General features: G+C 32.5%; 10 protein-coding genes. 2 read left to right on the forward strand and 8 right to left on the reverse strand.

The genetic code is table 11. The annotated features are described in order from the left end of the window. From FLACOL7796_RS17745 to FLACOL7796_RS17765, 5 genes are all read right to left on the reverse strand, one after another. A partial coding sequence (locus FLACOL7796_RS17745; RefSeq protein ID WP_173972066.1) for a hypothetical protein occupies positions 1 to 655 on the reverse strand: 655 nt, incomplete at its 3' end. A gap of 8 nt (positions 656 to 663) precedes the next feature. Then, entirely contained in the window at positions 664 to 2,343 is a 1,680-nt protein-coding gene (locus FLACOL7796_RS17750; protein WP_173972067.1) for a DUF6909 family protein, read from the reverse strand. Positions 2,344 to 2,462: 119 nt separating this feature from the next. Further along, the gene (locus tag FLACOL7796_RS17755) at positions 2,463 to 2,852 is read right to left on the reverse strand and encodes a hypothetical protein (RefSeq protein ID WP_173972068.1); all 390 of its coding nucleotides are present in this window, start codon (positions 2,850 to 2,852) and stop codon (positions 2,463 to 2,465) included. A gap of 5 nt (positions 2,853 to 2,857) precedes the next feature. After that, positions 2,858 to 4,342: a GH3 auxin-responsive promoter family protein gene (locus FLACOL7796_RS17760; RefSeq protein ID WP_173972069.1), complete on the reverse strand. Its 1,485-nt coding sequence runs from the start codon at positions 4,340 to 4,342 to the stop codon at positions 2,858 to 2,860. Between the two features lie 11 nt (positions 4,343 to 4,353). After that, positions 4,354 to 4,854, reverse strand: coding sequence for a peptidase (locus tag FLACOL7796_RS17765; protein WP_173972070.1), 501 nt, complete (start codon positions 4,852 to 4,854; stop codon positions 4,354 to 4,356). A gap of 209 nt (positions 4,855 to 5,063) precedes the next feature. Between FLACOL7796_RS17765 and FLACOL7796_RS17770 the strand changes: the two genes are divergently transcribed. Further along, positions 5,064 to 5,252 carry a Sec-independent protein translocase subunit TatA/TatB gene (locus tag FLACOL7796_RS17770; RefSeq protein ID WP_173972071.1) on the forward strand — a complete coding sequence of 63 codons (189 nt, stop codon included), beginning with the start codon at positions 5,064 to 5,066 and terminating at the stop codon, positions 5,250 to 5,252. Between the two features lie 106 nt (positions 5,253 to 5,358). Next, positions 5,359 to 6,762 carry a glycosyl hydrolase family 8 gene (locus tag FLACOL7796_RS17775; protein ID WP_173972072.1) on the forward strand — a complete coding sequence of 468 codons (1,404 nt, stop codon included), beginning with the start codon at positions 5,359 to 5,361 and terminating at the stop codon, positions 6,760 to 6,762. A gap of 98 nt (positions 6,763 to 6,860) precedes the next feature. Here FLACOL7796_RS17775 and FLACOL7796_RS17780 read toward each other — a convergent pair whose 3' ends face one another. The 3 genes from FLACOL7796_RS17780 to FLACOL7796_RS17790 all read right to left on the reverse strand — a co-directional run. Beyond that, positions 6,861 to 8,984, reverse strand: a complete 2,124-nt coding sequence (locus tag FLACOL7796_RS17780; RefSeq protein WP_173972073.1) for a Tex family protein — start codon at positions 8,982 to 8,984, stop codon at positions 6,861 to 6,863. 105 nt (positions 8,985 to 9,089) lie between these two features. Next, positions 9,090 to 11,009, reverse strand: a complete 1,920-nt coding sequence (locus FLACOL7796_RS17785) for a DUF3857 domain-containing protein (RefSeq protein WP_173972074.1) — start codon at positions 11,007 to 11,009, stop codon at positions 9,090 to 9,092. Continuing rightward, positions 11,009 to 12,899 (reverse strand): DUF3857 domain-containing protein (locus FLACOL7796_RS17790; RefSeq protein ID WP_232067401.1); only part of this gene is annotated, 1,891 nt, incomplete at its 5' end. The genes FLACOL7796_RS17790 and FLACOL7796_RS17785, both read right to left, overlap by 1 nt.

Genomic DNA, 12,899 nt, shown 5'->3' on the forward strand with positions numbered 1-12,899 from the left:
GTTTTATTATAGAATCATTTTGTTTCATTTTGACTTCTATATTTTTATAAATTTCTTTTTGAATTTTATTATAATAATCTGTTGTATTTAAATATTTTAAAAGTGGTTTTATCAAATTATCTTCAGCTATTTTTTTCTTAGTAGATAAAATAATTGTTTGATAGGTGTAATTTTTACTGGTCATATTATCTTCCAGTACTTTTTTTATATCACCATCTTCAGCCATCAACTTTATTAATTCGAAGTTTTCAGGCTTATTTTTAATAAAATTATATACATCTGCCACTGGTTTAACTTCAATAATTTTTAAATTTTGGGGTTGTTGAATCCCGACATTATTCTTTAAAAATAGAGTATCGCCTTCGTTAATCTTAGAATTGATTAATTCAATTTTAGCATACAAATAATCTGTACTCCCAAAATTAGGTGCTACAATAATTTCGTGTTTGTAGCTTTTTTGAGTACTATCTAAAAACCACCCCAAACCAAATCCGGCCAAAAACAAGATCAAAACAATAATCCAGTTTCTAATAAAAAACTGGATTATTCTAAAAATAGAAGTGCTGATTCCCTGAAAAAAAATATTTATTTTTTGTGAAATCACACTTAAATCAATTTCTTGATCTTCATTGTTTGGGGGTACTTTTGTACTCATTTATAGATTTATTTTACGTTGAAAATTTGTTCCAAAATTTTAATTGTGATCAGGTAAGTTGGTTTTACACCTGTAGTTCCTAATCCGCCAGAAGCTAATGTACTTCCTGTTTCAAGCGGATTATCTGAGGCGTAATACGCGTAACGAACTTTGATATCATGCGGAACACTTTTTCTAATTTTTGATGCTGACTGAATGGCTTTTTGGTAATAAGATCCTTCCATTTCAAGGCCAATAACTCCCCAGGTCGATTCGTGAAAGAATTTCAATAAATCCCTGTTTTGTAATGATGTTCCTAAAACCGTAACCATCGCACCTTCAAAAACTGCAATATCGTTTCCTTCGAACATTGCTCCTGTTAATTCATTTTCGAAGAAATAATTATCCGCAGTTCCCTCATTTATATGTGCTGTAGGAATCATGATATCTCCTTTTCCGCCTTCCAGAATTCCGGCTTTACCCATTATCGAAACTGATTTTACATTTAGTAACGTTTCTTTTTTATAAGGTTTTAAAAGCTCATCTATTGTTTCGTAAGCCTGCTCACCAAAAGCATAATCCATTACGATAATAACCGGAGCGGCTTCGTCAAGAACTGTTTTTGGAAATGCTGTTTTTGACCAGTCAATTTTTGCAGTATCAAAAATCTGAACGTCGATATTCGTTCCTGAACTATCAGGTAAAGAAATCATTCCGTTTTTTAAAGCCAGCTCTTCAACATGACTTCTGGTTTCCTTAGCGCCTGATTTGCTTAATTCTTCATAAATATAAAAATCAGACTTGTCCTTGAATTTTGTTTTTAACAACGGTGTTGCAAAAATAGAATTCATCACACTATGCATATTCGCACTTATTACGTGAATTGGACGTTTTAAAAGGCTATTTGCCTTAAGAACTTCCTTGATGTTCGTTGCCCAGATTTCACCGTGAATATGGTGCCCTAAACGCTCTCTTAATACAGGACTAAAAGTTATGGTACGTTTATTATTATCAATAACTTCTTCGATCGCTAATTTTCCTAACCAATAAATTACATGCAGGAAACGATCAGGAGCATTTTCTGATCCAAAAGCATCATAAATATCCAGAACCTCTTCAAAAGTTCGTGCTAAAATATTGGCAACATGCGAGATTGCTTTTTCTTTTTCGATTTGAGAAAGCTTTTTGGTTTGTAATACAGCTTGCTCTAATTTTAACCAATCGCGCGAAACTTCGCCTCCGTCATCTAATAAAACCCTGTTTTTGATTTTATGCGATTCTATGAAAATAAAAGTCAAATGGGTCAGGATATCATAAATATCTGATCTTCCGCGAGTGATTTCAACATTCATTTGTTCCTCGTCGATTCTATAGCAATTACGTCTTCTTTTTGGAGGAACAATCGCTTGAAAATGCGATTTAGAATAACCTTCATCCGAAGTTAAATTGATAAAACGACATTGCTCGATACCTATTGGTAAACGCTCTATAACGTACAAAAGTCCGTTAAGTTCTACTTTTTCTTCGCCTATGTTTCCGTATATTTCCGGACGTAATGCTAATAATGATTCACGTAAACTATCGCCCGAAACTCCCATTGGTTTATAAAAACCACGGTTGAATAAGTGACGCATTGTAATGTACATTTTTTCTATCGCTGCAGATGATTCCTGCGCTCTTGATCTTGATATATTTTTAGTTTCTTTCATGCTATTTTATTTTAAAATCTTCTGTTGAAGAAGATGTAATATCTATAATTATTAAGCGAAATTAGGAATTTAAAATGTCAATTCAATTCAAATCTATTCATGTCATTATTTGATAACATTTATTTTAAACTAAGATTTACAATTTGGATAACTTCACATTCTGCAACTTTATGTGGTCCTTCCATAAAAAAACCTTTTAATCCTGTTTTTATTTTTTGTTTGTGAAATTCTTGATTCATTTCATTTACTATCCACATTTTAGCTTTTCCGAAAGCTGTAACACGAATAGATTTGTCTAGAATAACCTGACCGTCTTCATCTAAAAACTCTGGCCAGATCATCCATATTTTTTTTAGATTTTCATCTTCAGAATACATAAAATCTGAGCGATAACCCTGAGCAGGATTTCCTGTTTTTCTTCCTCCTTCTTCTGGTGACAAAAAACGATATTCGACTATAAAATCACATTCGCGATTTTTAATTTGCTCATAAGATATATGATTATCCATTTTCTCTATTTCAAATTATCAGCAATGTCTCTATTATTCGATAATCTCGGAATTTTATTTTGTCCCCCTAATTTTCCTTGCGATTTCATATAATCCTGAAATCCGTTTTTCGAAACTTTGGTTACAACCACTTTTCTCAACACATTTCCGGTAATTAAATCATCATAGTAAATGTTTTGCTTTCGCATTGAATCATCGATAGCTTCGCCAAAAGCTTCTAAATTTTCTGGTTCATTTTCAAATTCAACCAACCATTCGTGATAAGGCAATCCGCTTGAAGGATTTATTTGAGGCGCAACCGTAAATTCGTTGATAACAATTTTAGTTCCTTCTGTCGCTTCTTTCATTGCTTTTTCGACTTCGTTGGCAATAACGTGTTCACCAAAAGCTGAAATATAATGTTTGATTCGGCCCGAAACGATTACACGATGCGGAAATAATGATGTAAACTGAACTGTATCGCCAATATTATAACGCCAAAGTCCCGCATTTGTAGAAACGATCAAAGCATAATTTACGCCAATTTCTACTTCGCCAACTGTATAGCTTTTTGGATTTTCTGAAAAGAATTCATCGGCTTTTATAAACTCATAGAAAATTCCTGAATTCAACAACAACAGCATTCCTTTAGATTTTTGTAAATCCTGATACGCAAAAAATCCTTCGGAGGCAGGAAACAACTCAATACTGTCTACTTTACGGCCAATCATTTTTTCGAATTTAGCACGGTAAGGTTCGTAATTCACTCCTCCGTAAATAAATAGATTGAAGTTTTTAAACAAGTCCCCTATTTTTTTTCCGCCGCTTTTTTCCTGTAATCGCTCAAAATACATTTGTACCCAAGACGGAATACCGGAAATTATGGTCATATCCTGATCAATAGTTTCTTCTACGATAGCATTTACTTTGGTATCCCAATCTTCGATGCAATTGGTTTCCCAGGATGGCATTCTATTCTTTTGAAGATATTTAGGCACAAAATGAGCTCCAATTCCGGACAATCTTCCAAATTTGATTCCGTATTTTTCAATTAAAATTGGACTTCCCTGCAGGAAAATCATTTTTCCATCAACAAAATCAGCATTTCCGGTTTCGTATATATAATGTAAAATTGCATTTCTCGAAGCTTCGATATGATACGGCATTGATTCTTTGGTCAGCGGAATATATTTTGCTCCCGAAGTTGTTCCTGAAGTTTTGGCAAAATAAAGTGGTTTCCCTTTCCAGAGAATATTTTTTTCGCCCATTCGAACTTTGTCGATATAAGGTTTTAAATCTTCGTAATCACGAATTGGCACACGTTTCCTGAAATCATGAACCGTATTTATTTTATCAAAGTGATGATCTGTACCAAACTGGGTTTCTTTGGCACTATTTATTAAACTTTTAAAAACTGCTTGTTGTGTTTCGACCGGTTTACTGGCCCAAGCCTGTGTTTTATAGTATATTTTCGTGGCAAATAATTTTGCAGCTACTGATTTAATAGACATTTTTTACGGTATTATTTCTTGTCACTTTTGTTTTTACTTCGAGTTTTTTCGCCCGACTCCTTCTCCATCTTTGCCACTTCTGCCCTTAATTTAATTTCTTCTTCAGAGGCTTTCATATTTACTTCCGAAACTTCATCAGTTTCTGCCATAATAGAGTCTTTATTGAATTTTGCATACTCTAATTCGCCTTTTAAAACCTTCTGAATTCCTTTTATATAGGCTTCATTTTTCTTTAAAGCAATTTCTAACGAATCTGATTTGATGGCCAGTTCGGTTGCATTCTTCTTTAATTCAGATGAAGAATAACCCGGAATAAATTCGCGCAAAGGCGTAAAAGCAATGATGAAAGTAGTAATTAAAATTAGAAATATTCCTCCTAATGTGAACGTTACGAACACATTCATTAAGTTGAGTTTGAACGAAAAAATTTCTTCGAAAGTATCTTCATTCAAAATTACCAGTCGGTTTTTGATGAATAAATTTTTTCTGAAATTGAACTTTTTCTTGGTCATTATGGTTGTTTATACGAGCAAATATAATAATTAATCGCCTTGTTGATACCTTACAAAAATGAAGGAATAGGCTCATTTTAAGATTTTATAAAATATTTAACGCTACCGGAAACTAATATTTTAATCCAAAAACACTTCTTCTTCGTATATTTCTATATACATTTGCATAAAATTAGAACATAATTTGCTTCGGCATTAAATATACAATCATGGGAAGATTAGGTCTTACAGAAATCCTTGTAATAGTAGGTATTGTGATATTACTTTTTGGAGGTAAAAAAATTCCGGAATTAATGAAAGGTTTAGGAAGTGGAATTAAAGAATTTAAGAACGCTGCTAAAGACGATCAAACCCCTCCTGCACCTTCTGCTAAAAAAGAAGAGGAAGAAATTAAATAAGAAATTATATCCTTATTATAAAACCCCAAATTACGATGTAGTTTGGGGTTTTTATTTTATCTAAAAAAACTTACTTTTAGAGTCCCTAAATCAAATAACAATAATAATGAAAAACCTACTTCTTATTACTGTTGCTTTTTTGTGTCTCAAAAGTTATGCACAAAAGCAACCCTTTCCTGCCAATGTAGTATTTACAAATGGCCTAATGGCATCAAACAAAAATAGTCTCGATGCACAAAACAATTATAAAATCTGGAAAGATAATTTTGTTACAAGCTGTTCAAATGGCCGTTTCAGAGTAAAATTTGACGATCCTTCGCAAACTGTTTCTGAAGGAATTGGTTACGGAATGCTGCTTGCTGTTTATGCCGCCGATAAAACATTGTTTGATGGTCTTTGGTTGTATTATAAAGACAATGTAAATTTTAATGGTGTAATGAACTGGAAAATTAACGGCTGTTCTGGAATAAATGGTGCAAATGGTGCGACAGATGCAGAACTTGACGCTGCCTTTGCGCTTATTGTTGCCGATTATCAATGGGCAAGTAACGGAACTTTAAATTATAAAAGTGACGCGCAAATATTGATTGCTACTATAAAATCTCATGAAATTGAAGCCAATACTTTTGTTTTAAAGCCTGGAGATCAATTCGGCGGAAGCCAAATTACAAATCCCTCTTATTTTTCGCCAGCCTATTACAGAGCTTTTGGAACTTTTTCAAATGATATCACTTTTTGGAATCAGGTTGCCGCAAAATCTTATACAATTATCAACAATAACTTAACTGTAAATAATGCTGTTGGTGGGTTAGTTTCTGACTGGTGTCAGGCATCTGGAGCTTATTCTACTATAGCTTCAGCCAATGGTTACAATAGAGAAGGAAAAGCGTATACTTATGATGCTGCAAGAACTCCATGGCGTATTGCTGTTGATTATTTATGGTATGGAACTGCTGATGCAAAGGCTTACGCCAAAAAATCATCTGATTTTGTACGCATAAATCTTGGCGGATCTGCCAATATCAAAGACGGCTACAACCAAAACGGATCTTTAAACGGGCAATGGCATAATGCTACTTTTGTGGGTGCATTTGCCTGTGCAGCAATGGCGGGTGAAAATCAGGCACATTTAGACGCTTCTTATAGCGACTTAAATAACTTAAATGAACCCAACAGTTATTTTAATCATACATTAAAAACATTGTATTCTTTTTTATTGACAGGTAATTTTTATCTGCCACCAACGGCCAATTTATCTACTGGAGATTTTGATTTAGAAAAATCTACTGTTACGCTTTTCCCAAATCCGAGTGCCGATCGATTTACTGTTCATGCACCTCAGCAATCTACCATTTCTGTAATTTCTCCTTCAGGAAGCATTATTCATCAGCAAAAAACAACCAATGAAAATACAGAAATCAATTTAGCCAATCAATCTTCCGGAATTTATTTAATAAAGATATCCAATGATGATTTTAAAAGTGTGACTAAAAAAGTGATTTTGAAGTAATTTATAAAAACTAAAACTCCCAAATTACGAATCATAACTTGGGAGTTTTTTATTTCTACTTTCCAATTTTGGAATTTGGAATTTATTTTTTAGAATTTTTAAAGTACCATCGTCAGCTGAATTCTCTTTCTATCTTCATCAACCTCAGTAACCTTTACATCTACATGTTGATGCAATTTTACTACTTCGTTTACATCGCTTACAAAACCGGCTTTTAGTTGCGAAATATGAACCAATCCGCTTTCTTTGATTCCGATGTCGACAAAACAACCAAAATTGGTGATATTGTTAACAATTCCCGGTAAAATCATTCCGGTTTTTAAATCTTTGATTGATTTTACATTCGCATCAAATTCAAAAACCTTAGCAGACTTTCTTGGGTCTAATCCGGGTTTTTCAAGCTCTTTTATGATGTCTTTTAAGGTAAGTAAACCTATTTCAGGTGTAATATAGTTTTCGGCCTTAATTAAGGCTGTTTTCTCTTTATTAGCAATTAAGTCATTTACAGATAATTTCAAATCTTTTGCCATCTTTTCAACAACCGGATAAGCTTCCGGATGTACCGCCGAATTATCCAACGGATTTTTTGCATTCGAAATTCTGATAAAAGCTGCACCTTGCTGATACGCTTTCTCGCCTAATCGAGGCACTTTTTTCAGTTGTTTTCTATCTTCAAACGGACCGTTTTCTGAACGGTATTGTACGATATTTTCAGCCAGCTTCTCTCCTATTCCACTCACATAACTTAATAAGTGCTTACTTGCTGTATTGATATTGATACCAACCGAGTTCACGCAACGAATTACAGTATTATCTAATTCTTCTTTAAGTTTAGTTTGATCAACATCATGTTGGTATTGCCCTACTCCAATTGCTTTTGGATCAATCTTAACCAATTCGGCTAAAGGATCAGAAAGTCGACGTCCGATAGAAACAGATCCACGAACCGTAACATCATAATTAGGGAATTCTTCTCTTGCAATTTTTGAAGCCGAATATACCGAAGCTCCAGCCTCTGAAACGATGAAAACCTGCAACGGTTTGTCGAATGCAATTTTTTTGATGAAAAATTCGGTTTCACGAGAAGCCGTTCCGTTCCCGATAGAAATCGCATCAATTTGATACGCATTTACCATCGAACGGATTTTCTTAATCGCCATCGTTTCCTCGTTTTGAGGCGCATGTGGATAAATGGTTTCATTGTATAATAAATCGCCTTTTTCGTCCAGACAAACGACTTTACAACCACTTCTAAATCCTGGATCAATGGCCAAAATACGTTTTTCGCCTAAAGGCGGCGCTAATAATAACTGACCTAAATTGTTCGCAAAAACCTGAATCGAATTGGCATCGGCTTTTGCTTTTGCTTCCTGTAATGTTTCGTTTCCAATCGCCGGATTTAATAATCGTTTGTAACTATCTTCGATCGCTAATTGCAAATGTGCCGTTATACTATTTTGTTTTTTAATGACAATTTCGTCAATAACATCGTATGCTTCATCGATATCAACATCAACTTTCATCTTAACAAAACCTTCGTTTTCTGCACGAAGCATTGCTAATAAACGATGAGATGGTGCTTTTGTTAATGGTTCTTCCCAATCAAAATACTGACTGAATTTTTGAGCTCCTTCTTCTTCAGCTTTCTTTTTTACAACTTTGGTTCCAATAGTTGCTTTGCGCTGGTATAAACGTCGTAATTGTTTACGAACATAAATGTTTTCATTAATCCATTCGGCTACAATATCTCTTGCACCTTGCATTGCTGCTTCTTCATTAATCACATTTTCATTAAGATATTGTGTCGAAATAAAATCGACATCAACATCATTTTCAGACATGATAATTTTTGCCAGAGGTTCAAGGCCAAACTCACGGGCAACATCTGCTTTTGTTTTTTTCTTCTTTTTGTATGGAAGATAAAAATCTTCTATTTCTTGTAAATCAAAACTTTGCTCGATTTTCTGTTTCAATTCTGGCGTAAGCGATTTTTGTTCTTCGATTGATTTTAGAACCGCTTCTTTACGTTTTACTAAAGTTTCGTATTCTTTTTGAAGTTTGGCAATTTGCTCAATCTGAACTTCATCAAGATTTCCGGTTGTGTCTTTTCGATAACGGGAAATGAACGGAATCGTACAATCTTCCTCTAATAATTTAACCGTGTTTTGAATGTTGATTGCTGCTGTTTGTACAGACTTTGCAATGAATTGAATATTAGTCATTCTTATTTATTTTAACCGCAAAATTTACAAAGTGTTTCATAAATTTCGCAATGGTTATGTATTTTTTTTAACTGTCCGATTCTATCGGACAGAAGCTATTCTTTATTATTTCTTCTTAATTGGCTTTAACACAATGCTTGCTTTGCTAAAATCTGCAGATGCGTTATAAACTTTTCTATATTCCTGATAAATCTCTTTTGGATAATTTATTGCTTTGTATTTTTCGTCAATGGTAATGATAACCTGATTTCCTTCTACTTTTACAGTCGATTTAAACGAACAATTTTTAGCCTCATCATATTTCATTTCTTTATCTATCACTAAATCATTGTAGTGATCTACCTGATATCCTTTTGGAATATTAAAGATAATATTATGATGGTATTCTTTTGTATATTTTAAATCAATGTCTGTTTTTCTTGTGTTTTCCTGATAAAGGTTAGCTTGGTTTCCTATCACTTTTCCTAAATTAACCATTAACAAGTTTCCTGCTTTTTCAGTAAATGATTCTACAGACTCAAGCTTTGAATTAATTACAAACGGCGTATTGGTATAATTATTTTTAAATTCTAAATTTTCGGCTTTATGTTCTAAAAGTTTGACATCGACATCATCAATCGAAATATCTTTTACAAAATCTGTAAGCTCCTTTTTTTCTTCATTATTAGCCAAATCGTTGTACGAATAACGCAGCATTTGTCCTGTATAACCTGTCATTGATAATTTTTTATCTATAGTAACTTTTGTTAAATCAGGATTCAAATTTACTACTGATTCTGTAGCTATTTTAGTAAAATCTGATGAAACTACCGGAGCGTAAATATAACTCTCTTCTTTCTTTTTTACATTATATCCTTTTGCCTTTGTGTCCTGATACTCGTAGCTTGGATTTCCATAAGCCAGATATACCTCATTTGGTGAAATAAATTTATTTAAATCTCTAAAATAAAAATTAATATCGGTAAATTCATAAAACGTTACAATCTCATCATCCAGATCTCCTATAAAACGATCTTCGGTAGCAATGATTTCGTATGGAATTTTTAGAATATCAAAAGCATATTTATAAAGAAAAATAAAATCTCTACGAGCTAATTTTGAGTTTCCTTCTGTTATTTTAGTTTTATAATTAATTGTTTCTCCTTCTGCATAAGGTTCAAAATGAGTTCTGATATATTCGTCCAGAATGGTTAATTTTTCGTCATTCGTTTTATCTTTTATATTTAATTTCTGAATCAGCTTTTTAACATCTCCGTTAGAAAAAACATATGGCTTATTTCGAATGTAATTTTTAAAATAAGTTTCCCATTTTTTATTACTCATTTCTGCAGAAGATCCGGTTATTAAATAAAGTACTTTAACCAGGTTTTTAAATTTTTTAGAACTTCTCTCGTTTACAAGTGGTTGTATATTATCTGCGGTATAAAAAATCTTTCCTCTTACCTTATTATTTTGAAATTCGTCAGACGCATATACTCTCGACATCGCAGATCCCGAATCTGTAAGTGTAAATTCAGCATGAAGTACCGGCGCATCTTTTTGATAAATTTCGATTCCGTTTGAAGTTGGGTTTTCTTTTACAATAAAATAATACTCTAAAATATCCCCTTTTTCTACTCCTTCAAAAACAATCGATTTTACGTTTTTTAGGTCTGAATTTACAATCTGACTTTCAGATAAAACTTTTATATCTCCGTTAGGTTTAATTACTCTTGCATGAAAATCTTTAGTATCACGAATTGTCGTATTATCGTCGGCAGTTACTTTATTGTATTTACTAATTTCTGAAGACTCGTTTATTTTAACTGCAAAATGTTCCATTTTAAATTTTGCAAAACCATACAAATTGGCATTAATTCTGGTATGAACCCATCTTTTATCAAATAAAATTACGGCTGGTTGTTTCTTATATTCTTCTGGAATTTTTGCAAAAACAGGAACGGCATCCCATGTATAACTTTTAATTTCTTGTGCGTGCGTTTTTATAAAAACACTAAATAATAGAATGAGTAATATTTTTTTCATTATTTTTTTATTAAGATGATAGATTGGTTGTATTGGCTGTTTAATTCGTTTACTAAGGAGTTCCAGTTCTCAAAATCAGTCGTTTCGATAACTAATTTTTTAAGTGCTAGTTTTTGAGATACGATCAGATTTTTTTTGTCTTTTTTATACGAAATATCAAAACTTAAAATCTCATTTTCTTTTTTACTGTTCTCCGGAATAAAATCAAACTGATAATTGTCTGGTATTTCATATACATAAGTAAACTCATTTGTAAACACATTGTCGTTTTCGATAGCAAGTTTTCGTTCTTTAACGTCGATAATGTATTCTTTAAAAGGTGCTAATAAAATAGGTTTTACGATGATCTTATCTCCTATTTTTTTTATCCAAGAATCAAGTTTAAAGTTATAAACAAGCTCAGCATCTTTATCTTCATATTCGTGTTTTTTGACTTCTGTAGTTTCTATTTCGAGTTTTGGATTGTATTGTGCTAAACCATTTTTTAAAATCTCATCTTCCTTTTGTTTATTAGAGGATAAAACATTTAAAAAGTAGCTTTTGTTAAAACCTGTAAGTGATAATTTTGCTGTTCCCAGAACCGTATCGTCATTAATTTTTAATTTAAGATCGCCTTTGAGTCGGTTTTCTTTTTTATCTACCACGGGAACTTTTTCAATAACAAAATCGGTTTCAGATATTCCGATAAGTGCTTCTTTACCCTGAATCATTGCAGACGGAAATGTAAACGGACAAAAAGAATCTGTCCCATCAACAAAATAACGTTGCTTATCGATTTTTACAGCTGCTATCATATGATTGCTTACCAATGGCGTAGGAACATCGGTAAAACTGTATGGCTTATCTCTGGTGCCTATCCAAACCAAATTAGATTCTATTCCGGCATTTTTAAACATTTCATTTAATAAGTTCGAAATGTCTTTACAATCTCCATATTTTTTATCAAACACTGATGCCGCATCACGAGGAATAAAACCTCCCATTTCGTACTCAAAAGCAACATAATGAATGTTTTCCTGAACCCAATTGTAAATTGCTTTTGCCTTGTCTTTAGGACTCTTTTTGTCTTTTATTAATTCTGAAGTTTTACTTTTAAGAGCAGTCTGATCTAATTTGTTAATATCTTTTACCAACGAATAATACCATTTATAGAGATGTTCAACATCCGGAAAAAGTGTTTCTTTTTTATTATCCTTCGTATAACTTTTGATATAATACACGACATGAGGAAGAAAATAGGTAAAATTAGGCGATCGGTTTTCTTCTTCAAAAGCAGGCATATCTGTAACCTTCCAGGTATAAACATCTAAATTACCTTCTTTAGTTTTTTCGAAAACAATTTTATCCTGATGCTCTCCAAAGAGCTTGTAACCAATTTCTATTGACGGATCTGCTTTTATTTCGAATTTTGATGCAACAGTTTGCAATTCATGCTGAAAAACAAAATACGATAATAACCTTGGTTCGTTTTGCTTTACTTTATAAGAGTATTCAATCTTAGATTTGTCTTCGACGTAACTAAAATCAAAGTGTTTGTATTTATTATCACTATAAAAAACATCGCGCTGTTTTAGCTCATTGGTACTAATATCATACTGCGATAATTTATTTCTTTTGTTTGTTTTCGCATTAATTGTAGCTCCTTTTATATTCGAAATTTCACTAAAATTATCATACGGAATATTTATAGAGTACTCATTTACGTTTTTACTTTTTGCAATTTCTCTCTGTTCTTCGATAAAAGATTCTATTTCTAATTTACTTTTATTGGACAAATAAACAATTTCATTACGATAAAGTACTTTTGATTTTTCTTGCGCGCACAAAAAATGACACGAGAAAAATGCCAGATAAAATAATCTTTTCATTAGGTTTTTGATATAATATGTG

The sequence above is a fragment of the Flavobacterium bizetiae genome (assembly GCF_902804475.1).
In the GTDB taxonomy this organism is placed as follows: domain Bacteria; phylum Bacteroidota; class Bacteroidia; order Flavobacteriales; family Flavobacteriaceae; genus Flavobacterium; species Flavobacterium bizetiae.